The sequence below is a fragment of the Microbacterium sp. NPDC055455 genome, assembly GCF_053619935.1.
Window position 1 is genome coordinate 942,720 of the sequence record NZ_JBSHLB010000001.1, and the last position, 21,196, is coordinate 963,915.

Genomic DNA, 21,196 nt, shown 5'->3' on the forward strand with positions numbered 1-21,196 from the left:
GCTCGATGCCGCGAGCCGCCCGCCGAGTCGCGCTGATCTCGTCGTCGTTCGCGCCGTACGTCGGGGGTGTCGAGACGCACGTCGATCGCGTGGCGCGGGCGCTGCGCGACAGCGGGTGGACGGCGGAGGTCTGGACCGTGGATCGCGGTGAGGCTCTGGGCGTGGTCGACCGGGACGGCATCCGCATCCGCCACCTGCCGACGCCGCTGCCCGCGCGCTCCGTCGCCGCCATGGCGCGCTTCGCCCGCGAGGGCGGGGCCGCGCGCCGGGCGTGGGCCGGGGCGCACCGGGCCTTCCGCCCCGACCTCCTGAACATCCAGTGCTTCGGGCCGAACGGGCTGTACGGTGCCCGGCTGGCCCGCAGGACGGGGACCCCGCTGGTGGTGACCTCGCACGGCGAGACGCTCGCCGACGATCGCGGGGCGTTCCAGCGTTCCCGCCAGCTGCGCGACGGACTGCGCCGGGCGATCGGGGAGGCGGCGTCGGTCACGGCGCCGTCGGACTACGTGCTCGACGATCTCCGGCGCCACTACGGACTGGGCCGGCTGGACGGCCGGATCGTGCGCAACGGCGTCGACCCGCTCCCGCCCGCGTCGGGACGGCAGCCGCTCAGCGGTGCGTACCTGCTCGGGGTCGGACGCCTGGGCCGGATGAAGGGCTTCGACCTGCTCATCGAGGCCTTCGCCGATGCCGGTCTGGACCCCGCCGTCCGGCTGATCATCGGCGGCGACGGGCCGGAGCGCGGTGACCTCGTCGCTCTTGCGGCGGCGCGCGGGGTCGCCGACCGGGTGACGCTGCTCGGAGCGCTCGACCCCGCGGCGGTGGCGCAGAGCATGGCCGGCGCGCGGGCGGTCGTGGTGCCGAGCCGCGCCGAGTCGTTCGGAATCGTGGCGCTGGAGGCCTGGCGTGCCGGCACCGCGCTGGTGATGACGAGTCGCGGCGGCGCCGTCGAGTTCGTCCACGACGAGCGGGATGCGCTGCTGGTCGATCCGCTGGACCGGGCCGAGCTTGCCGGCGCGCTGCGGCGCGTGGTCGCCGACGAGGCGCTGCGGACGCGTCTGGCGGCGGCGGGCCACGCGCGCGTGGGCGAGTTCGCGTGGCCGGCGGTGGCTCGCGCCTACGCCGCGCTGTTCGACGAGATCGTCGACGCGAAGACGGGAGCCCAGCGGTGAGCTATCACGATCCTTGGCCGCGGCGCCTGCGCGCGGCGCGGCGGCTGGCGCAGGCGGCCCTCGTCCCGGAGGTGTGGCGGCACGGCCGCGTCGTGCCGGCGTACTGGTGGGACGGCCACCCGAACTTCGGCGACGACCTCACGCCGTGGCTCCTTCCCGCCTACGGCGTGGTGCCCGTGCATCGGATGCCGCAGCACGCGCGTCTCGCCGGCGTCGGAAGCGTCCTGGAGTTCCTCCCGCCCGAGTTCGATGGCGTGGTGTGGGGGAGCGGGCTGATGAGCGACGCGCCGCATGCGCTGCCGCACGCGCGCGTGCTGGCGGTGCGCGGCGCGCTCACCCGCGACCTGATCGGCGCCACCGGCGAGACCGCTTTCGGCGACCCCGGGCTGCTGGTGTCGCGCCGCACACGGCGACCAGCGCCCCGATGGGACGTGGGCTTCGTGCCGCACGGCCATCATCGCTCCCACGCGGGGTTCGCCGCCGTGGCGGCCGCGACCCCCGGCTCGCGCGTCGTGAACGTGCATCAGAGCGCCCGCCGCACGGTGCGGGAGATCGCGGCGTGCCGGGTCGTCGTCACGACGTCGCTGCACGGCCTGGTGACCGCGGACGCCTTCGGCATCCCCGCGGTGTGGACGACCCTCGACCCGCCCCTCGGCGGCGGAGACTTCAAGTTCCGCGACTACGAGTCGGTGGTGACGCCCGGCCGCACGCGGCAGGTCGCCTGGGACGACGCCATGGCACCCGCCGAGCTGGCCGGAGCCGCATGGTCGGCCGATGCCGAAACGGTGACGCACCTCGCTGACGGCCTGGTGCGCGCGATCGGGCGGCTGGACGACGAGGTGCCGGGGCTGCGCCGCTTCCCGCTGGGTGCGCTGCTCTCCGGCTGACGCCGCTCAGCGTCGCCAGGGGAGACGCTCCACGACGGCGCGCCGGCTGGGCAGCACCGCACGAGCGACCGGACCGAGGCGGGGCGGGGTCGCCGCGATGCCGAACTCCGCCGCGAGTCGCTTCGAGACGGGGCGGCCGAGCCCGCCGAGCGAGACGCCGGAGTGGTTCTCGCCCGTGCCGACCCGGTACAGCGCGCCCGCGAACGGAACCGGCGCGAGCGGGTGACCCGCCGCGGCGAGGTCGTCGGCGACATGCAGGTGCGATCCGAACCACCGCTCGAGACGGTCGCCCAGCCGGTCCTCGAGCTGCGCCTGCGACGCCCCCGCGTCCAGGTCGCGCGGCAGATCGTACAGATCGGTGCGGACCACGCAGCCGCTGCCGCAGTGGCGGTGGAAGTCGGGCTGACGGCGGAGGGCCCCGCGGTCGGCGGCCCAGCGGTACCCGCGCTCGATCCGCCACCCGGGGGCATCCGGCTGCTCCGCCGAGAGCTGGGCGAGGCGTCGCGAGACGAGGTCGTCCGCATCGAGGAACATCACGTGATCGGGCGAGCTCTCGCGGGCGGCGAGCAGTCCGGCGGCGAGCTTGGAGCCCTTGTCGCGCAGCACCGCCGCGACTCCGGTGCGCGGCCCGCCGAGGGTGCTGGGGGCCTCGAAGTCGACCTGCACCCAGTGCACGTCCGGTGCCAGCCGCGTCGGTCGCCGGTTGCCGACCACCCAGACGCTGTACGGGGCGGTCTGGCGCGACACCGATGCGAGCGTCTCGGCGAGGAGCGCCTCCACGCGGGCGTAATCGGCGCTGTTGCGGGGGTGCCGCAGCGAGGTGATGAATGCGAGCATCGGATGCCTCAGCCCACGCGGGCCCACACCCGGGCATGGGCGGCGACGCAGCGCTCCCACGTGAAGTCGGCGGCCCGGGCGCGTGCGACCTCGACCATGCGCTCGACGTCGGCGTCGCCCGAGGTCACTGCGAGGAGCCCGTCGGCGATGGCCGGCCCCTGCGGCGCCACCAGCAGACCGCCGTCGCCGACGACCTCGGGAAGCGAGCTGGTCGCCGCGGCCACCACCGGAACGCGGGCGGCCATCGCCTCGAGGGCGGGAAGCCCGAACCCCTCGTACGTGGACGGGACGACGACGGCCTGCGCGCTCGCCAGGACGCGGGGCATGACAGCGTCGGCCAGGCGCCCCGCCAGGACCGTGCCCTCGAGTCCCGCGAACAGGGCGCTGCGCCGCGGGTGCGGCGGCCCGCTGAGGACCAGGCTCAGCCCCGGCCGCTCCCGCCGCACGGCAGGCCACGCGGCCGCGAGGGCATCGAGGTTCTTGCGCTGCGCGGCGCCCCCGGCGTGGAGCACGAACCGTTCGGGCAGTCCCAGCGCGGTCAGCTCGCCCGTCGACAACGGCACGGCGTCGAAGAAGCGCTCGTCGACCCCGTTCGGGATGACGTGGACGTCCGACAGGCCGAGCAGGTCGTGCGCCTCCTGCGCCGTGAACGCCGAGACGCAGATGACCGCGGCCGCCCGTCGCAGCTCCTCGGGAGCGGCCGGCACCGGGGCGGACTCGTCGGGGAACCGCCAGGCCACCACGTCGTGCAGCGTGACGACGTCGGCGCCCGGCGCAGGCGGGAGCTCGAGGTTCATCCGGTGGGTGACGTCGTCCGCGCCGAAGAGCAAGCGGCCGATCGCGCGGCGCACGCGGGGGTCGGCGCGGGTCACCCGGGCGAGCGGGAGCCGGCGCGTCCCCGCGAGCGGTGACCGCAGGGATCGCACGATGACGCGCCGGACGGCCCAGGGCACGTCCGCGGTGGCATCCAACGCGGCCTGTGCGCGCCCGGCCACCTGCTCCTGGTACACCTGCGCGCCCATCGGCGCGTCGGTCGCGATGGTGGCGATGCTCAGGCGTCGATGCGATGCGATGCGGTGCCTCCGGAGGATCGGGGGACGCGGACGGTGCGCATCCGCCCACGAATCTAGTTGAATGGGTGCTCGGCGGCGATCAGGTCGCCTCGGACCGCGTTGGGAAGATCGCCGAATGACAGACCTGCGAGCGGTGGTCGTCGTCGCCACCTACCGGCGACCCGACCACGTGCGCACGTGCCTGGAGCATCTGGCCGCTCAGACCGTGAAGCCCGCGCGGACGATCGTCGTGGATGCCTCGCCCGACGAGCTCACGCGGGCGGTGGTCGCCGACTTCGAGGGCGTCGAGTACCGCCGCAACGACCACGGCGCCGGCACGCTCGCGACGTCGCGCGCGATCGGCATCGAGGGCGTGGATGCCGACGTCGTGGCCTTCATCGACGATGACGCGTACGCCTTCCCGGAGTGGCTCGAGGAGCTCCTGCGCCCCTACGACGACCCGACGGTCGGAGCGGTGGGCGGGCGTGCCCTGAACGGGCAGCCCGACGAGGCCGAGGAGGGCATCGGCCAGATCGGACTCCTGCTGCCCGACGGCCGGCTGACGGGCTACTTCGCCGCGGATCCCGGCCGGGTCGTCGAGACGGATCACATGCTGGGCGCGAACATGTCCTACCGGCTGGATGCCGCACGCAAGGTCGGCGGTGTGCACGACTTCTATCCCGGCACCTGCCTGCGCGAGGACGCCGACATGCCGCTGCGGCTGGGGCGCGCCGGGTGGCGCGTCGTGTTCGCACCTCGCGCGGTCGTGCGGCACGTCGCCGGGCAGTACGCCAAGGGCGTGCGCTTCGACTCCCGCTACCGGTACTACGGCGCCCGCAACCACGTGGTGCTGCTGGCCACGACGCTCGGCTACCGCGCCCCCGTCTTCCGCCGCTACCTCGGCACCGCGCTCCGCGCCGCGGGTCGCGACCTGCGCAGCGCCGTGACCGCGCTGAAGCGGCCGAGCTGGCGCGCGAAGCTCAAGGGCGTCGCGGGAGGATGCCGCCGCGCCGCGATCGGGATCGGCGGCACCGTCGCCGGCCTCGTGGCGAGCGTGGGTGCCGTGCGCGCCCAGACGCGGGCATCGTGAAGATCCACGCGTACGTGCTCGCCGGCGATCCCGCGTGGATCGGCGAGAGCATCGGCTCGTTCTACGGGCTCGTCGACCGGATCGTCGTCTCGTACGACGCGGACGGCCTGTCGTGGTCGGGGCATCCGCTCTCCACCGCCGAGTCGCTGTCGCGCATCGCCGCCGCCGACCCGGACGGCAAGGTCGTCCTGCGCCCCGGCCGCTTCAGCAACCCCGAGCTCATGGCGATGTGGGCCGAGACCGCGCAGCGGCAGGATGCGCTGGATGCCGCGTCCGAGGGGGCCGACTGGGTGCTGCAGCTCGACACCGATGAGATCGTCGCCGACCCGGGCGCGTTCCTCGCCGCGATCGAGACGGCCGACGGGCGCGCCGCGTCGGCCGTGGAGTATCCCGCACGCGTGCTCTACGCCCGCGCCCGGTCGGGGCGCTTCCTGGAGACGTGCGGTCGATTCTGGTCGACGCAGTCGAGCTACCCGGGCCCCGTCGCGGTGCGGGCCGGAACCACGTTGAGCCATGCCCGCCAGGCGGCGGGGGTGCCGGTGTACCGCGTCGACGTGGCGCCGTGGAACACCGATCCCGCGCGCCCGGCGACGACGCCCGTCCACCGGGTGATCCGCCGCGATCAGTCGATCCTGCATTTGAGCTGGGTGCGCACCGAGGCCCAGATGGCAGAGAAGCGCACCGTCTCCGGTCATGCGCGGGACCGCGACTGGGACGGCGAGCTGGGTCGCTGGCGGCGGCGGATGCGGCATCCGTTCCTCACCGCGGCGGCCGCGCCGTTCGCGCGCAAGCCGTTCGAGCGGTACCGGGTGGCCTCGCTGCCGGCGTTCGCGCGCCTCGACCCGTAGGCGTCAGTTCAGCTCGCCGAGCGCCACCAGCCGGGCGAACTCGGTGCTGGCGTCTCGCACCTCGGTGAAGGTGCCGGTGGCTTCGATGTGGCCGTCCTTGAGGAAGACGAGCGTGTCGGCGCCCCGGACAGTGGAGAGCCGGTGCGCGACGATGAGGATCGTCATACTGCCCTGAAGGCCTCGGAGGGTCTCCGCGATCTCGTACTCGGTGGCGTTGTCGAGCGCGGAGGTCGCCTCGTCGAGCACCAGCACCCGCGGGCGGCGGTACAGCGCGCGCGCGAGCCCGAGGCGCTGGCGCTGGCCGCCGGAGAGGCGGACACCGCGTTCACCGACGACCGTGTCGAGGCCGTCGGGGAGGGTATCGATGAGCTCGCCGAGCTGCGCCATCCGGATGACCTCGGCGATGCGCTCGTCGTCGATGCGATCGGCCGGGACGCCGAACGCGATGTTCGACCGCATCGTGTCGTTGACCAGGAAGACGTCCTGCGGCACGACGCCGAGACCGGCGTACCACGCGGCGCGGTCGGCGAAGATCGAGCGCCCGCCGCACTCGATGGTGCCCGACGTGGGGTCCTGCAGGGCCAGCACCAGGTCGAGGAGCGTGCTCTTGCCGGCGCCGCTGGATCCGACGAAGGCGGTCGTCGCGTTCTCGCGGATCGTCAGCGACAGGTCGGTGAGCACGTCGGTGGCGGAGTCCGCGTAACGGAAGGAGAGGTTCCGCAGCTCGATGTCGCCCCGGTAGGGAGTGTCGTCGATCGGCGTCTCGACGTGGGCGCCGCGCTGATCGAGCTCGGCCGTGGAGTTCAGGACGATCTCGAGTCCCACGTGGCCGGTGCGGATCGTCGCCATGTTGGAGCTGACGCGGTTCAGGGTGGGCAGGGCGCGGACCGCCGCGGCCGCGAAGACGCCGAGGACCGTCAGGGCATCGCCCGGCTCTCCCGTGGCGAAGAGCACGAGGGAGACGCCGCCGATCATCACCACGAAGCCGATCTCGAGCACGTAGCGGGGCGCTTCGCCGAGGATGCCCATCGTGCGACTGGCGTTCGCGCCTCGCAGACGCGCCTGGTAGAAGCCGTCCACGAACCGCTCCGAGCTCGACGTGAGCCGCGCCTCGCGGAACCCGTCGAGTCCCGGCATCAGGTACTGCCAGGCCTCGAGGGCCGCCTCGCTGGTGACTTCGCCGAGCTGCGATTGGCGCTTGCGGAAGATCCGCTGCAGTCCGACGACGAACCCCCCGAAGATCACGACGGTCACGATCGTCACGACCGGCGCGGTCCACGCCAGCACGGCGGTGATGGCGATGAGCATCATCAGATCCGTGCACATGCTGATGGTGGCCAGCAGCACGCCCGTGGCCTGTGCCGTGCTGGTGGAGATGTTGCGGTACACCTCGCTGAGGCGCCGGGTGCGATGGTCGGCGTACGGGGCGAGCACGTACCGCCGGAACATCCCGCGCGAGAGCGTCGCGGAGACGCGCGTCGTGCGCCCGAGCAGCCACCAGCGGAACAGGAGCGCCGCGACGCTCTTGCCGATGAAGAGGACGGCGACGGCGCCGGCGACGAGAGGGATGAGCTCCTGCGGCGTCGACATGCCCGTCACCCCCGAGATCCAGCCCAGTGCGCCGGTGTCGGTGTCGGCTCCGGCGATGAGCTGGGTGAGCGGGATCATCGCCGCGATCCCGAGGCTGTCGAGGACCGCGAGGACGAGGGATGCACCGACGGTGGATGCCGCCCAGCCGGCCGGGCGCGCGTCGGCGAGCTCCAGCAGCGAGCGCAGCTGCGGCAGCAGCCGGGTGGGAGGCTCGGGGGCTGTCATGACGACCTTCCGCCTGCGCGCTCGGATCGCAGGCCTTCCGCATCCTATCCGGGCGCACCGGGCGCAGGCTCGGGCCGCCACGGCGTGGGGCAGGCGCAATTCGCGTCATGACCTGGTATGGGGTGTGCGCGGAACGGGATGATGCGATACGATCCCCCCATCGCCTTCCGCGAGGAGATGGGGTCTGTCCGTCGCCGGAAGGGATAAGCCTGGTGCTGGGGGGGCCCAGGGCCTCGCCATAAATAGGGGAATATCGACGTCGGAATCCGGCGGCACCAGCTCTGGGAGGGACTGGGGAACATGGACGAACTCGAACCGCAGAAGTCCGGCGTCAGCCGCCGGACCGTGACCAAGGCCATGGCGTGGGCGGTTCCCGCCATCGCCATCGCCGCACCGGCTCCGGCCTTCGCGATCTCGGGCTCGCCGCCCGACGTCGTGATCGGACAGGCGTGCAAGCTGCCCGGTGCCAGCAACCAGGGCTGTGCCGGCGTCTACGCCAACTGTCCCGGACTAGACACCGACAAGGCGTACGCCTTCCCGATCCAGATCACCAACACCGACGATCAGATCATCTACATCACCGATGTCGAGATCACGACCGTGGGCGACCTCGATTTCGACGTCCGCTGCATCTCGCCGGCGTACTGCTCGCCGATCGCGGGTGGCGCCACGGTGACGATCTTCGTGTACGCGAACTCGAACAACAGCGCGAACACCGAGGAAGACGTCACCCTGACGGTCACGTGGGGACACTCCGTCGACACGACGGGCGGCACCTGCACGCTCACCGACAACGACCACACTCCGGTCGTCGCCGGCCCCGTGCACATCGACGCGTTCCCGCCGTGCTCGTCGCGGATCCCGTTCCCGACCGGCGCGCCGACCTGCACGCCGCCGTTCTACGAGCCCGCGTAAGGCTCAGTCACGACAGCGCCTGAGGCGCCGGGACTCGTTCCCGGCGCCTCAGCCGTTTCCGCACGACAGCCCCGCACGGTCGCATCAGGCGGGCTGCCGGGAACGGCCCCGCTACGCTCGAGTGGTCGCTCTTCGACCGGCCCGGAGGATTGCAGTGGAACGCAGCCTGATCCACGCCATCACCCCCGGCGACCACTTCTCGCCGCTGACCGGGTCGGCCATCCCGACGGTGGTGCACGGGCTGGCCGGCGCGGCGCTGCAGGCCGGCGCGCCGCGACACCGGGTCGTCGTGGACCGCTCGACGTGGCATCCGCGCTACGACAGCGCGGATGTGATCGAGTACACCGGCGCGCGCGCCCCCGACCGCCGCGCGCGGTACGCGGATGCGCTGCGCGGACGCCTCGGGATGCCGCGCACCGCTGTCGCCGCGTACTACCGACCGATCGCCGACGCCGTGGGGGCGCAGCCGGCGTCGGTCGTCCTCGCGCACAACGCCCCCATCCTCGTGCGGCTGCTGCGCGACACGCCGCACCGGGTGGTGCTCTACGCGCACAACGACCTGCTGCGCACGTACTCGCGCCGTGAGGCGGGGCGGATGCTGGGCTCCGCCGCGGCGATCGTGTGCGTGAGCGAGTCGCTCGCCGACCGTACCCGCGAGCGTCTGCCTCGCGCGCTGCACGGGCTCGTCCACGTCATCGGCAACGGCGTCGACACGGCGCAGTTCCAGCCCGACGGAGTCCGGCACGAGGGGGCTGTCCGCGTCATGTTCATGGGCCGCGTGATCCCCGACAAGGGCGCCGACGTCCTCCTGCAGGCGGTGCAGCGGCTGGACGCCGCGGGCCTCGAGGTGGTGATCGTCGGACGACCGGGGTTCGCGGCGGATGCCCCGCTCAGCGACCACGAGCGGGAGCTCCGCCGGCTCGCCGAGGCGTCCGCCGCCGCGGTGCGCTTCCAGACCTTCGTGCCCCGCGCGGAGCTTCCCGCCCTGCTGCGCACTGCGGACGTCTTCGTGGTCCCGTCCCGCTGGCCCGACCCGTCGCCGCTCACGGTCGGTGAGGCGCTCGCGACCGGGCTGCCGGTCATCGCCAGCCGCATCGGCGGGATTCCCGAGGCGATGGGGGATGCCGGGATCCTCGTCCCGCCCGACGACCCGGGGGCGCTCGCCGTCGCCCTGCGCGGGCTGATCGGCGACGGCGCGCGGCGGGCGGCGTTGGCCGAGGCGGCTCGCGCGCGCGCCGAGGAGCGCGACTGGTCGTGGTCGTGGCGGCAGCTGGAGACCGTGCTCGATCGGATGTGACGGCGTCGCAGCCGACCGGGCGTCAGCGCGGCGGCATCCGGTCGATCACGGAGCGCATGGCGGCAGCGCGGTCGTCCCAATCCGGGGCATCCCCCTCTGCCCCGTCGGGGAAGCGGCTCACCGCGGGCATCAGCGACGCGACCGCGGCGGGGAACGCGGATGCCTCCGCCAGCCGCACCCGCGAATCCGAGACATCCCGGAACCCGGCCACCGGCGTGGCGACGACCGGGCGGCCGACCGCCGCGTACTCGTACAGCTTGATGGGGTCGAGGCTGTCGGTGAACGGGCTGACGACATGCGGCACCAGCAGCACGTCGGCGTGCTGCAGATAGGCGACGACGTCCTCGCGCCGGCGCGGGCCGAGGAGCAGCACACCGGCGGCGCGCAGCCGTGCGGCGTCGGAGGGATCCAGGGCGTCGGGGCCGACCAGCACGACGCGGCCGCGGCCGGCGACGAGTCGCGCGGTCGCCACGCACACGTCGAGGTCGAGCCGGTCGCGGTGGAGCGTGCCGACGTAGACCGCGGCGACGGCCGGGAGGTCGCTCGGTCGCGGCCGCGGCACGCGGTACGCGGCCACGTCGACGGCGTTCGGGATGAGGTCGATGCCGACCCGTGCCGATGCCTTGCGTCGCACCAGCTCCTCCGAGCACGCGACGACCGCGGCGGCGTTGCGCAGCAGCCACTCCTCGCCGCGGCGGATGCGGTCCAGCTCCGCCCCCGGCCGCTCGGCGGCCAGCCAGTCGTCGGTCAGGTCGTAGAGCGTCGGCCAGCCGGTCGCCCGGGCGAGGTCGGCGGCGCGCGGATCGTTGAGCCACAGCAGCGGGCGCCGCATCCCCGCCGTCCCGGCGGCCCGGTGCACGGTGCGCGCGAGGCGCTGATCGGCGCGCCGGTCCAGTCGTCGCGGCAGCGCCTTCAGAGGTCGCACGCGCAGCAGACGCCCGTCGTAGCCGGCCGCGCGGGGGCCGAACGGGCGCGAGGGCCGGCGCCGCGACGCGAGGTCGTGGAGGGGATCCGCGGGCGGCTCGACGAACAGCACGCGCAGTGCGGGGTCACCGTCGAGCAGGCGCGAGACCAGGTGCTGGTTGCGGCGCCACACCTCGTCCCATGCTTCCAGCGACACCACCACGAGGTCGGTCATCGGCGCTGCCGCCGCTCCGCGTCGCCGCCCCGCCGCGCGGCGATCGCGCGACGGTACACGGCATCCGTGCCGGCGAGCTGCGCGGCGATCGAGAACTCGGCGCGCTGCCGCTCGCGTCCGGCGGCACCCAGGGCCGCCCGCGCGGCCTCGTCGTCGGCGAGGTCACGCAGCGACCGCGCCGCGGCGGCGATGTCGTCCGGCGGGAACAGCGCGCGCGGATCGAGACCTGCGAGGATCTCGGAATGCCCGCCCGCGTCCGCGGCCACCGCGGGAAGCCCCGTCGCCATCGCCTCCAGCAGCGACAGCCCGAGGCCTTCGACCGGACAGGGGGCCAGGAACAGCCCGGCCCGCCGATAGAGCTGTGCGACGTCGTCCCGGAATCCCAGGAGGTCGACCGCACCGTCCACGCCGAGCGACGCCGCATCCTCCTCGAGCAGCGCCAGCTCCGGTCCCGCGCCGGCGATCTGCAGGCGCCACCCGTCGTCCGCCAGGCCCGACGCGGCGAAGGCCGCGAGGCCGATCCGCGTGCGCTTCTCGGGCTGCAGCCGCTGCGCCATGAGGACCGTGCGGGATCGCGTGGCGTCAGCCGGCGCCGCGGCATCCGCGACACCCGAGTGCACCACGGTGCTCGGGATCCCGATCGAGCGCGCGACGGCCTCGCTGATCGCGATCTCGGCGTCGATGCGGCGTTCGATCGCCGGATACACCGGCCGGGGGGCGCGACTGCCGCGTCGCCGCGTGAAGTGGCGGGTCGCGACGAGGGCAGCATCCCGGCCGAGGAGGGCTGTCGCGGCGGCGGCATCCGCCGCGGTCATGTGCGTCGCGACGACATCGGCGCCCCGCGCGCTGCGGCGGATGAGGAGGATGTCGCGGATGCCGCTTCCCGACGCCGTGAAGCCGACGCCCGCGGCGTGCAGCGCGAGGGCCATCTGCGCGGGGTCGCCCCCGATCACCGCGACGCGATGCCCGGCGCCGGCCTGGGCGATCGCGAGGCGCCGCACGAACTGCTCCACGCCGGCGAAGCTGCGGGTGCGCACCACGTGGAGGATCTGCAGCGGGCGGTCGGTCATCGCGCCGCCTCGGCATCCCGCTCGGCGCGCACGTCCTCGAGCAGTGCGACGTACCGCTCCGCGATCGCGCGCCAGCCGAACGGCTCGGCACTGCGGCGGGCGGCCGCCGTGAAGCTCCCCGGCTCGGCGGCGGCCACCTGCTCCAGCCGCCGCGCGAGTTCGAGCGGATCCCGGTCGACGAGCCAGCCGTTTCGGCCGTCCTCGACGACTTCGGGCGCGATCCCCACGCGTGTCGCGACGACCGGCAGGCCGCTGGCGAGCGCCTCGAGGAACACCAGGCCGCTCGACTCGTACGAGCTGGGGAGCACGAACAGATCCGCGGCGGCGAGGTACGGCGCGAGGTTGGACTGCTGGCCGAGCAGCAGAACGCGGTCGGCCACCCCCAGCTCGTCCGCCTCGCGCTGGGCCCGCGCGACCATCGAGCGGGTGCCGCCGACGACGAGCAGCAGCACGGTCGTGGCGTGCACGAGCGCCTCAATCGCCAGCCGGAGGCCCTTGCGCTCGAACTCGTGCCCGACGAACAGCGCCACACGGTGCTCGGCGTCCAGCCGGAGCCGCTCGCGGGCGGCCCGGCGCTCCTGCGGGGTCGGCGGACGGAACCGCTCCAGATCCACGCCGTTGGGGATCACGACGGTGCGGGGGCGCACCCGCCCGAACGTGCGGGTGAGGGTCGAGACCTCGTCCTCGGTCAGGCACACGACCACGCGATGGGTGTCCGAGCGCAGCCGCGCGCGGTCGCGGACGAAGCTGAACAGGTGGGTGGGGTCGCGCACGAAGCCGCCGATCCCCGATCCGTGGGCGTGCATGGCGGCGAGCAGGATGCCGTGGTTGACGTAGACGTCGCCCGCGACCACCTTGCTGTGGCAGAGCGAGACGGCGTCGGGGCGCGCGGCGAGGAACGCCCGCGCCCTGCGGGTGCCGACCGTGCTGAACCAGAGCGTGCGCCACGACTGCAGCGCCCGAGCGCTCCAGCGCCCCCGGGCGCGGAACGGATCCGGTCTGCCGCGGCGGGCGGTGGCGAACGTGAAGCTCTCGACCTGATGGCCGAGCGTCCGGAACTGGCGGTCGAGATTGTGAGCGACCCCCGGAACGCCCGCTCCCGGCCCGATGAAGGGCGCGAGCTGGACGATGTGGACCACGCTTCACTGTACCGACGGCCCCCGCGCCGTGCGACGTCCCGGATGGGGCCGGTTGTAGTCTCAGGGCGGGGTTCGGTTCGAAGGGGAACGGCATGGCGGACGCGACCGTGCAGGGGCACATCCTCCCGGATGAGAGTCAGGCGCTCACCGGGTTCCGCTCGGCGACCCTCGAGAGCGGCGGATCACCGTTCACGCTGTGGTTCCGCGAGCTCGACGGCCGGCCGCTCGACGCGCGTCTGGCGGACGTGTACGTGCTGGGCTCGCTCCTGCACTGGATGGCCCGCGGCGGTGCGGTGCACGTGCACGGCGCGGTGAGCCGGACGCTGCTGAGCAACCTCGACGAGTGGCAGGCGGCGCTGCACTCCTGGCTGCCCGACGTGTACGACACGGTCACCTTCACGGTCGACGAGGTGGTGGACGCCGAGCCGGATCGCTCCGCGCGCGCCATCGCCGCCTACTCCGGCGGCCTGGACTCCTCATGCACCGCGATCCGGCACACGCGCGGCCTGGCCGGGTGGCGCACCGAGCCGCTGGGCGCGCTGCTGCTCGTTCACGGGTTCGACGTCGCGCTGGACCGGGCCGCCGAGTTCGAGGGGGCGAGCCTTCGAGCCGGCCGCGCCGCGGAGGCGCTGGGACTGGAGCTGCGCACCGTCTCGACGAATCTGCGGGACCTCGGCCAGGACTGGGAGATGGTGCACGGCCTGGCGATCGCGGCCGCCCTGCAGCTCTTCGCCCCGGAGTTCGGCGTCGGGCTCATCGGCAGCAGCGCGCCGTACTTCCGCCTGGTGGTCCCGTGGGGGTCGAATCCGGTGACCGATCAGTTCCTGTCGTCGGGTACGATGCGGATCTCTCACGACGGAGCGGCGCTGAGCCGCACCGCCAAGGCGAAGGTGGTCGCCACCGAGCCGGACGTCCTGGCCCTGCTGCGGGTGTGCTGGCAGGGAGAGCGGCTGTCGCGCAACTGCGGACGCTGCGAGAAGTGTGTGCGGACGTACTGGGCCCTCCACATCGCCGGCGTCCGGCGGCCGGCCTGCTTCGACGAGCCCTTCTCGGTGCCGCCGACCCGGGTGCGGATGCCGTCGCACAACATGTCGTACTGGCGCGAGATGCTCCGGCTGGCCCGGCTCGAGGGCGACGACGAGGCGATCCGCTACATCCTCACGCTGCTGCGGTACCAGCGCGCGCGACGCGCGCTGCGCAGCATCAGGCCGCTGCGGGCGGTCGCCGTGCGGGCCCGTCGGCGGCCGGGCCTGGCGAACCGGCTGTTCAGGTGACGGATGCCGCGCCGAGGCGGGCCTCGACGCGGACGGGGCCACGCCGGAAGGCCGCGGCCCGTCGCCGGGCGGCCGCACGGCGATCGCCGCGCAGCGCGACCGAGCGCGCCATCGCCCCGAGCCAGATCGCGGCCCTCGCCGCCTGCCAGCCGACCGGGCCGAAGTGCTTGCGGTAGAACCGTTCCTGCGAGGCGAAGAAGTGCGCCTCGCGACGCCGGGGGTCCGTGCTCGTCGCGGCGCCCGCATGCACCGCGCGCACCTCGTCGACGAGGGCGTGCCGCCAGCCGAGCAGGTGCGCGCGGTAGGCCCAGTCGGTCTCCTCCGCGTACAGGAAGAACCGCTCGTCGAAACCGCCGACCTGATCCAGCGCCTCCGCGCGCAGCAGCAGCACCGAGCCGATCACGTAGCGCGCCCCGCGCTGCCACCTTCCCAGCCCGGCCGCTTCCAGCCACGCGTTGAGCGGGGTGGGGAACGGCCACGCGACCCGGGCGGGGCGACCACGCTCATCCGTCTGCGCCGGCGCCACCGACGCGAGGCCGGGGTCGGCCGCCAGACCGGCGTGCAGCGCGGCGATCGCGTCCGCCGAGATGACGGCATCCGGATTCAGCAGCAGCATGTCCGCTCCCGCCACCATCCGGTCGCCGAGCGCGACGTTCACACCCGCCGCGAACCCTCCGTTGCGACCGGGATCGAGGTAGCGCACGCCGAGCTCGCCGCACAGCGCCGCGATCTCGGGCAGCGACGAGTTGTCGACCACGGTGACAGGAAGATCGCGCACCGGCTCCAGCGCCCTGCGGAGGAGGTCCGGGGCGCCATAGGCGACCACCGCGATCTCGAGCGCGCGCGGCGCACGAGCAGCGCCGCCGGGCGCTGCGTGGGCGCCGCGGCTGGTGATGCTGCCGTAGAGGTCGGCGTAGGCGCCGGCAACGGCATCCCACGAGCACTCCGCAGCGCGCGTCAGCCCGGCCGCCCGGAGCTCGGGCGCGCGTGCGGTCGCCGCCTCGATGAGGGCGCTCGCGAGAGCGGCCGCGTCGCCCGCGGGCACCACGAGCCCCGCCCCGCCGACGACCTCGGGGAGGGCGCCGGCGTCGCTGGAGACGACGGGGACTCCCGAGGCCATCGCCTCGACGGCGACGCGGCCGAACTGCTCGGTCCAGCCAGGACTCGGGAGGGACGGAACCGCCAGCACGTCCAGCCCGGTGTAGAACGCGGGGACGGCCTCGGGGTCGAGCGGGCCGAGGAGCTCGACGCGCTCGCCGAGGCCGCGGGCGGCGGCGTCGGCGCCGAGCTGCTCCGCGAGCGGACCGGCACCGGCGATCCGCAGCCGCAGCCGGGGGTCGTGCGTCGCGGCGTCGAGCAGGACGTGCAGGCCCTTCTCGGGCACGAGACGACCGAGGAACCCGACCGTGACCGGATCGTCCGTGGGCGGCGCCGACGGCCGCGGGGTATAGCGGTCGAGGTCGACGCCGAGCGGGATCACCCTGGCGCGGCCCGCGAATCCCTTGCCCTCCGCGATGCGCGCCGCGGCCGCGTTGCACGCCGAGATGCCGCTCGCATGCCGCAGCGCGTATCTCTCCAGCCAGCGGAACGGCGGCGGGTAGCGCTTCAGGATGTTCTGGGCGGTGTAGAGCACCACCGGTGCCTTGTTGCGCCGCAGCCACCGCAGCAGCAGCACCTCTGCCGTCGCGAGCGCGAAGGGCTCCTCGTGCACGTCGATGACGTCGTACTCCTCGGCCAGCGCCCGCCACAGCGGACGCGGGTCGTAGACGAAGAGCGCCGGATGCCGCCCCCAGGTGTCGACCGGGACCGCATGCTCGTCGGCTCCGGCGGTGAGCTGCGTCTCGGCGCCGCCGGCATGCCATCGCCGCGCGCTCAGCAGCGTCACCGTCATGCCGAGGGCGCGCAGGCTGCGCTCCCGGCCGCGCCAGTCGGCGACGGCGGCGCTGTGCGAGATTCGCAGGACGCGCACGGAAGGCCTCCTAGTATGCTTGCCCAGGCAACCCTATGTCCGGATGCTTCTGGACCGGGATAGTGAGGTGCCCGATTGGCCGATGACTTCGTCGTACTGGCGGTCTGCGCAGGAAACCTCCATCGTTCGCCCCTCGCCGAGGCGCTCCTGCGGCGCTGGGCGACGTGGTACCTGCCGTCGCCGCTGGCGCCGCACGTGCGCGCCATGAGCGCGGGGGTCGTCGCCCCGGCCGGGGTCCCCATGGGCGAGCGGGCCCAGCGGATCGCCGCGGCGCTGGGCGCTGACGGCTCGAGCCATACCGCCCGGCGTCTCACGGACGCCGACCTCAGAGGGGCCGACCTGATTCTCACCGCGTCGCGGCGCCTGCGCGACACCGTCCTGCAGCGGGAGCCCTCGGCGGCGCGCCGCACGTTCACGATGCGCGAGGCGGGCCGGATCGCGGCATCCCTCGATCCGGCGTCCCCCTCCTCGGTGCAGGACCTGCGCGACGCGGTGGGGCGCCTCGCCGACCACCGCTCACCCGGCGACGACGACATCGTCGATCCCGAAGGCCGTGGCGACGAGGCGTACGCCGCGATGGTCGCGCAGGAGGTGCCCGCGCTGGCGCGGCTGGCGCACCTGCTCTACGGGATGCCGGCCGGCGACGTCGAGCGGTATGCCGCCGTCGCGACGACCGGAGAGGGGATGCCCTTCGCGCCGGCGCCTCCCGCGACGAGGGACCCGGCCGCCCCGTGACCTCTCTGCGCGTGCTCCACCTCGATCACACCGCGGCGGCGGGCGGCGCAGAGCTGGCGCTGGTGCGCATGCTGTCGGCCCGGCCGGGCTGGCGGCCGTTCGTGCTCACGCCGCCCACCGACGGCTCTGTCTTCGATCCGCTGGACGGGGTGGTCGCGCGTGGGACGAGCGGCATCCGGCAGCCGGCGGGCGTCTCCTCCGGGCGGACGGGCGCAATCCTCGGTGCCGCCTGGCGCCTGATCGTCCAGGCCGCCGCGACCCGCACCCACCGCGCCTTCCGCGGCGCCGACCTGGTCGATGCCAACAGCGCCCGGGCTGCGGCGTACGGAGCGCTGGCGGTGCGGGGCTCGCGCACGCCCTTCGTCGTGCACCTGCGCGACACGGTCGATCCCACCGCGCTCGGCGGCGTCGGCTTCCGGCTGATGAGCCGCCTGGTGCTGCCGCGTGCCGACGGCGTGATCGCCAACTCGCGGCTGACGCTGCGGACGGCGTCGCCGTTCCTGCGCGAGGGCACCGGCACCGCCGTCATCCCGAGCGCCTCGGGGCTGCGCGCCGCGTCGGCGTCCGCGGACGGGCGCGAGCCCGGCCCGCTCCGCATCGGGATGCTGGCGCGCATCGACCCGTGGAAGGGGCAGGCGCTGCTGATCGAGGCGTTCGCCGCCGCCTTCCCCGACGACGCCGTCCTCGAGATCGCCGGCTCCGCACCGTTCGGGCACGAGCGGTACGCCGCGGAGCTTCGCGCACAGGCGGAGCGTCTCGGCGTCGACGATCGCGTCGAGCTGCTCGGCCACGTCGACGCGGTGGACGCCCTGCTCGCGCGCTGGGACATCGCGGTGCAGTACTCCACGCGCCCCGAGCCCCTCGGCCAGAACGTGCTGCAGTACCTGGCCGCCGGGAAGGCCGTGGTGGTGGCGGACGAGGGCGGACCCGTGGAGTGGGTCGACGACGGCGTCAACGGGCTGCGGGTGCGTCCTCGCGACCCTGCTGCGCTCGCGGCGGCGCTGCGCCGTCTCGCCGACGAGCCCGAGCTCCGCGACCGCCTGCGCGCCGCCGCCGGGGCGACCGCGGGCCTGCTGACCGACGCCGATGTCGCGGCCGCTCACGCGCGGTTCTACGCAGAGGTCGTACGCCGGCGCGAAGAGGGTGCGGGCCGTCGCCGCACCCGGTTGCCGCGCGAGTAGCATCAGCGTGTGATCGCTGCCCTCGCCGCCACCCTTCCTGTGATCCTCGCCGGCGTGCTCGTGGCCAGCGCCGTGGCGAAGCTGCGCGCGCCCGACGACCTGGTGGGCTGGGCCGAACTGGGCGTGCCGAAGGCGTTCCGCAGACAGTGGCTGCTCTCGTTCCATCCGTGGGGTGAGATCGCGCTCGGCGCCGCGCTCGCACTGCTCGGGGGGTGGCTGGGCCTCCTCGCCGCCATCGTGGCCGTCGTCCTGATGGCCGCCTATCTGTGGCTGGTGGTGCAGGCGAAGGGCCGTTCCGACGACGCGTCCTGCGCGTGCTTCGGCTCGCGACGCCGGATCACCCGGGTCACGATCATCCGCAACAGCTGGCTGCTGGCGCTCGCGCTCGCCACCGCCGCCGTCATCTGGACGGCACCTCTGCTGGGCGGGGCGCTCGCGCTCGCCGTCTCGGGCTGGTGGGGCACCCTGATCGCCGCGGCCGCGGCGGCGGTGACCGCCGCGCTCGTGCTCTGGCCCGACGCACCCCAGGCCGAGCCGGTCTCGCCCGCGGCAGAGCCGGCAGCCGCCGAACAGGTCGACGCCGGCGGCGAACTGGACTACATCCGCACCCGCACGCCCGCCGTACCCGTCTCGCTCGCCGACGGCACCCGCGTCAACCTCCGCGAGCTGACGCGCACGAAGCCCATGCTGATGCTGGCAGTCTCGTCCACGTGCGGCTCGTGCAGCGTCGTGATCGAGCAGGCGCCCGATTACCGCACGCTGCTGCCCGAGCTCGACGTCCGCCTCATGTTCACCCACCCGCACGACAGCGGACGCCTGAGCGAGCTCACCGAGCCGCAGTCTCTGCACGACCCCGAGCACTTCATCAGCGGCTCGATCGAGGACTGGAGAGTGCCCTCGGCGGTGCTGTTCGGCATCGACGGCCTGCTGGCGGGCGGTCCCGTCACGGGGGTGCGCGAGATCGAGGACTTCGTCGACGACGTGTACGAGAGCCTCCACGGCGTACGGCCGTCTCGATCCCACATCGCGTGAGCATCGCGCGGCGGCGGCCCTCGTCCCGCGGGGACGTTCATGGCATCCTGGCGTGAGACGACCGGCCGGGTCGCGACACTGTCACCAGTGACGGGTGCTGCGGTCGCGGCATCCGTCCCGTCGAAAGGTGCGCCCATGATCCGCCGTCTTGCTTCCGTCGCAGGCATGACACTCCTCGCCGCGGGGCTCCTCGCCGGGTGCGCGAGCACCGCCGGCACCGAATCCCCCGAGCCGGACGAGACGGTGCCCGCCGACAGCGAGGAGATCGAGGTCGAGGCCGCCTGGCTGGACGGCGGCCGCATGATCGGCATCGTGACGGAGGGCTCCTCGACCTGTGTGCCCTCCGCCGGCGAGGTGAGCTACGACAACGGCGTCCTCCAGGTCGAGCTCGTCGAGGCTCCCGCCGACACCGCGTGCACGAGCGACCTCGTGGCGCGGGCGACCGTCGTGGGACTGCCCGAGGGCATCGACACCACGCGCGAGCTCGAGGTGTTCGTCACCGGCGACGGCTACCACGGCGAGGCCGAGCTCGACCCGGTCCCCGGCCTCGATCAGAGCGGCGAGACCGACTACCTCCCTTCGGCAGGATGGACCGACAAGGACGGGCAGTTCGTCATCCTCACGTGGGGGTCGTCGACCTGCGTGCCGGCGATCGAGAACGTCGAGGGCTCCGGTCAGGAGGTCACCGTCACGTTCATGACGCCGCCCGAGGACCAGGCGTGCACCATGGACATGGCCCCGCGCGCGGTGGTGGTGCAGGTCGAAGGGGTCGACGACGACGCCGAGGTCACCGCGATCCTCACCGGCGGCGAGTTCGACGACGTGCGCGTCCCGATCGTCGGCCACGACTGATAGTGCGCGATTGCGGATGCCGCGGCCCGCGGCATCCGCAATCCACTCAGTCCGTCCGCACCAGCAGCTCGCCGATCTCGCAGTCCAGCGCGCGGCAGATGGCCGACAGCGTCGAGTAGCGGATGGCGCGGGCGCGGTCGTTCTTGAGGACCGACAGGTTCACGACCGACACCCCGACCAGCTCCGAGAGCCGGGTGAGGGTCATGCCGCGCTCCTCGAGCAGCTCGTCGAGCCGGCAGTGGACCCCGGTGGGCCCGTCGTCTTCGGCCGGGCTCACACGAGGCCTTCGGTCTCGCGCTGCAGGCGCTCGCCGATCTGGAAGGCAGCGCCGATCGCCGCGAGCGCGAGCATGCCGAACAGCGGCGCGAAGTCGGTGGAGAAGGTCACGCCGTCGTACGTGTAGTCGCTCACGGCAGACAGCGCGCCGTTCACCGTCATCGTGGTGAGCATCGAGCCGACGAACCAGCCCACGGCGAGGATGCCGGTGCCCAGGAAGATGAGGCGCGCGGTGCCGCGCTCGAAGGCGCGGCCGCGCGCGAGGCGCAGGCAGAACAGCGCGCCGACCACGATGCCGGCGATGATGGCGAGCGCGATGACGATCGGCTCGGCCCACAGCGCGAAGAGGGTGGCCGCCGCCGGCTCCGCGACCGTGACGGTCGCCTGCTCGACGGCGACCTGCACCGGCGCTCCGTCGGGGCCGATGGGAAGGTCGGCGGTCTCGCCCAGGAACGGGACGAGCACGGGGATGTCGGTCCCGCGCGCCACCTCCGCCAGCCGGGCGATCGCGTGCCAGGCCGTGAAGCCGATCGCGACCGCCCCGATGGCGACGGAGAGGTAGATCCCGACGCGATCGCTCCTGGTGGGCATCCTGGTGTCCGTCATCTCGATCGTTC

The 21,196-nt window shown here is 73.8% G+C and carries 20 protein-coding genes; 11 read left to right on the forward strand and 9 right to left on the reverse strand.

Annotated elements, in window-relative coordinates; translation table 11 throughout:
• Window positions 1-5 precede the first annotated feature (5 nt).
• Entirely contained in the window at window positions 6-1,172 is a 1,167-nt protein-coding gene (locus ACWGUG_RS04195; RefSeq protein WP_452323916.1) for a glycosyltransferase family 4 protein, read from the forward strand.
• Window positions 1,169-2,059: a polysaccharide pyruvyl transferase family protein gene (locus tag ACWGUG_RS04200; protein ID WP_336393779.1), complete on the forward strand. Its 891-nt coding sequence runs from the start codon at window positions 1,169-1,171 to the stop codon at window positions 2,057-2,059. Before ACWGUG_RS04195 ends, ACWGUG_RS04200 begins: the two co-directional genes overlap by 4 nt.
• Before the next feature lie 6 nt (window positions 2,060-2,065).
• On the opposite strand, the gene ACWGUG_RS04205 is transcribed toward ACWGUG_RS04200, so the two are convergent.
• Both ACWGUG_RS04205 and ACWGUG_RS04210 read right to left on the reverse strand, forming a co-directional pair.
• Window positions 2,066-2,896, reverse strand: coding sequence for a hypothetical protein (locus tag ACWGUG_RS04205; RefSeq protein ID WP_452323917.1), 831 nt, complete (start codon window positions 2,894-2,896; stop codon window positions 2,066-2,068).
• A gap of 8 nt (window positions 2,897-2,904) precedes the next feature.
• Window positions 2,905-3,918: a glycosyltransferase gene (locus tag ACWGUG_RS04210; protein WP_452323918.1), complete on the reverse strand. Its 1,014-nt coding sequence runs from the start codon at window positions 3,916-3,918 to the stop codon at window positions 2,905-2,907.
• A 166-nt stretch (window positions 3,919-4,084) separates the two neighbouring features.
• Here ACWGUG_RS04210 and ACWGUG_RS04215 point away from each other — a divergent pair, with 166 nt between their 5' ends.
• Window positions 4,085-5,038, forward strand: coding sequence for a glycosyltransferase family 2 protein (locus tag ACWGUG_RS04215; RefSeq protein WP_452323919.1), 954 nt, complete (start codon window positions 4,085-4,087; stop codon window positions 5,036-5,038).
• On the forward strand, window positions 5,035-5,886 hold the full coding sequence (locus tag ACWGUG_RS04220; protein ID WP_378879794.1) for a glycosyltransferase family protein: 852 nt from the start codon (window positions 5,035-5,037) through the stop codon (window positions 5,884-5,886). The genes ACWGUG_RS04215 and ACWGUG_RS04220 overlap by 4 nt, the downstream gene beginning before the upstream one ends.
• Before the next feature lie 3 nt (window positions 5,887-5,889).
• Here the strand turns inward: ACWGUG_RS04220 and ACWGUG_RS04225 are convergent, their stop codons facing one another.
• Window positions 5,890-7,701, reverse strand: a complete 1,812-nt coding sequence (locus ACWGUG_RS04225) for an ABC transporter ATP-binding protein (RefSeq protein ID WP_378879796.1) — start codon at window positions 7,699-7,701, stop codon at window positions 5,890-5,892.
• Window positions 7,702-8,001: 300 nt separating this feature from the next.
• Here ACWGUG_RS04225 and ACWGUG_RS04230 point away from each other — a divergent pair, with 300 nt between their 5' ends.
• A complete protein-coding gene (locus ACWGUG_RS04230; RefSeq protein ID WP_336393773.1) occupies window positions 8,002-8,616 on the forward strand; it encodes a hypothetical protein in 615 nt (204 codons plus the stop codon).
• Between the two features lie 154 nt (window positions 8,617-8,770).
• The gene (locus ACWGUG_RS04235; protein WP_452323920.1) at window positions 8,771-9,913 is read left to right on the forward strand and encodes a glycosyltransferase family 4 protein; all 1,143 of its coding nucleotides are present in this window, start codon (window positions 8,771-8,773) and stop codon (window positions 9,911-9,913) included.
• A gap of 22 nt (window positions 9,914-9,935) precedes the next feature.
• Here ACWGUG_RS04235 and ACWGUG_RS04240 read toward each other — a convergent pair whose 3' ends face one another.
• From ACWGUG_RS04240 to ACWGUG_RS04250, 3 genes are read right to left on the reverse strand one after another with little or no spacing between them, the layout of a single operon-like run.
• A complete protein-coding gene (locus ACWGUG_RS04240) occupies window positions 9,936-11,051 on the reverse strand; it encodes a glycosyltransferase (RefSeq protein ID WP_452323921.1) in 1,116 nt (371 codons plus the stop codon).
• Window positions 11,048-12,121 carry a glycosyltransferase family 4 protein gene (locus ACWGUG_RS04245; protein WP_336393770.1) on the reverse strand — a complete coding sequence of 358 codons (1,074 nt, stop codon included), beginning with the start codon at window positions 12,119-12,121 and terminating at the stop codon, window positions 11,048-11,050. The genes ACWGUG_RS04240 and ACWGUG_RS04245 overlap by 4 nt, the downstream gene beginning before the upstream one ends.
• Window positions 12,118-13,260: a glycosyltransferase family 4 protein gene (locus tag ACWGUG_RS04250; RefSeq protein WP_452323922.1), complete on the reverse strand. Its 1,143-nt coding sequence runs from the start codon at window positions 13,258-13,260 to the stop codon at window positions 12,118-12,120. Before ACWGUG_RS04250 ends, ACWGUG_RS04245 begins: the two co-directional genes overlap by 4 nt.
• 92 nt (window positions 13,261-13,352) lie before the next feature.
• On the opposite strand from ACWGUG_RS04250, the gene ACWGUG_RS04255 reads away from it, so the two are divergent.
• Window positions 13,353-14,534: a hypothetical protein gene (locus ACWGUG_RS04255; protein WP_336393768.1), complete on the forward strand. Its 1,182-nt coding sequence runs from the start codon at window positions 13,353-13,355 to the stop codon at window positions 14,532-14,534.
• Here the strand turns inward: ACWGUG_RS04255 and ACWGUG_RS04260 are convergent.
• Entirely contained in the window at window positions 14,527-16,503 is a 1,977-nt protein-coding gene (locus tag ACWGUG_RS04260) for a glycosyltransferase (protein ID WP_452323923.1), read from the reverse strand. The two genes, ACWGUG_RS04255 and ACWGUG_RS04260, sit on opposite strands and share 8 nt — an antisense overlap.
• A 75-nt stretch (window positions 16,504-16,578) precedes the next feature.
• Here ACWGUG_RS04260 and ACWGUG_RS04265 point away from each other — a divergent pair, with 75 nt between their 5' ends.
• From ACWGUG_RS04265 to ACWGUG_RS04280, 4 genes are all read left to right on the forward strand, one after another.
• On the forward strand, window positions 16,579-17,238 hold the full coding sequence (locus ACWGUG_RS04265; protein WP_336393766.1) for an arsenate reductase/protein-tyrosine-phosphatase family protein: 660 nt from the start codon (window positions 16,579-16,581) through the stop codon (window positions 17,236-17,238).
• Window positions 17,235-18,419: a glycosyltransferase family 4 protein gene (locus tag ACWGUG_RS04270; RefSeq protein WP_452323924.1), complete on the forward strand. Its 1,185-nt coding sequence runs from the start codon at window positions 17,235-17,237 to the stop codon at window positions 18,417-18,419. Before ACWGUG_RS04265 ends, ACWGUG_RS04270 begins: the two co-directional genes overlap by 4 nt.
• Window positions 18,420-18,428: 9 nt before the next feature.
• Window positions 18,429-19,451, forward strand: coding sequence for a MauE/DoxX family redox-associated membrane protein (locus ACWGUG_RS04275; RefSeq protein WP_452323925.1), 1,023 nt, complete (start codon window positions 18,429-18,431; stop codon window positions 19,449-19,451).
• 165 nt (window positions 19,452-19,616) lie between these two features.
• Window positions 19,617-20,303, forward strand: a complete 687-nt coding sequence (locus tag ACWGUG_RS04280) for a hypothetical protein (RefSeq protein ID WP_378879823.1) — start codon at window positions 19,617-19,619, stop codon at window positions 20,301-20,303.
• A 46-nt stretch (window positions 20,304-20,349) separates the two neighbouring features.
• Here the strand turns inward: ACWGUG_RS04280 and ACWGUG_RS04285 are convergent, their stop codons facing one another.
• Window positions 20,350-20,580, reverse strand: a complete 231-nt coding sequence (locus ACWGUG_RS04285; RefSeq protein WP_336393762.1) for a helix-turn-helix domain-containing protein — start codon at window positions 20,578-20,580, stop codon at window positions 20,350-20,352.
• Complete coding sequence (locus tag ACWGUG_RS04290) at window positions 20,577-21,185, reverse strand: hypothetical protein (RefSeq protein ID WP_378879828.1); 609 nt, start codon at window positions 21,183-21,185, stop codon at window positions 20,577-20,579. The genes ACWGUG_RS04285 and ACWGUG_RS04290 overlap by 4 nt, the downstream gene beginning before the upstream one ends.
• Window positions 21,186-21,196 lie beyond the last annotated feature (11 nt).

Bases quoted from the DNA above. Each gene is read 5' to 3' on its own strand.
- ACWGUG_RS04195 (WP_452323916.1), top strand. From the start codon at position 6: ATGCCGCGAGCCGCCCGCCGAGTCGCGCTGATCTCGTCGTCGTTCGCG.
- ACWGUG_RS04210 (WP_452323918.1), bottom strand. From the start codon at position 3,918: ATGGGCGCGCAGGTGTACCAGGAGCAGGTGGCCGGGCGCGCACAGGCC.
- ACWGUG_RS04215 (WP_452323919.1), top strand. From the start codon at position 4,085: ATGACAGACCTGCGAGCGGTGGTCGTCGTCGCCACCTACCGGCGACCC.
- ACWGUG_RS04240 (WP_452323921.1), bottom strand. From the start codon at position 11,051: ATGACCGACCTCGTGGTGGTGTCGCTGGAAGCATGGGACGAGGTGTGG.
- ACWGUG_RS04225 (WP_378879796.1), bottom strand. From the start codon at position 7,701: ATGACAGCCCCCGAGCCTCCCACCCGGCTGCTGCCGCAGCTGCGCTCG.
- ACWGUG_RS04230 (WP_336393773.1), top strand. From the start codon at position 8,002: ATGGACGAACTCGAACCGCAGAAGTCCGGCGTCAGCCGCCGGACCGTG.
- ACWGUG_RS04205 (WP_452323917.1), bottom strand. From the start codon at position 2,896: ATGCTCGCATTCATCACCTCGCTGCGGCACCCCCGCAACAGCGCCGAT.
- ACWGUG_RS04280 (WP_378879823.1), top strand. From the start codon at position 19,617: ATGACACTCCTCGCCGCGGGGCTCCTCGCCGGGTGCGCGAGCACCGCC.
- ACWGUG_RS04290 (WP_378879828.1), bottom strand. From the start codon at position 21,185: ATGACGGACACCAGGATGCCCACCAGGAGCGATCGCGTCGGGATCTAC.
- ACWGUG_RS04245 (WP_336393770.1), bottom strand. From the start codon at position 12,121: ATGACCGACCGCCCGCTGCAGATCCTCCACGTGGTGCGCACCCGCAGC.
- ACWGUG_RS04255 (WP_336393768.1), top strand. From the start codon at position 13,353: ATGGCGGACGCGACCGTGCAGGGGCACATCCTCCCGGATGAGAGTCAG.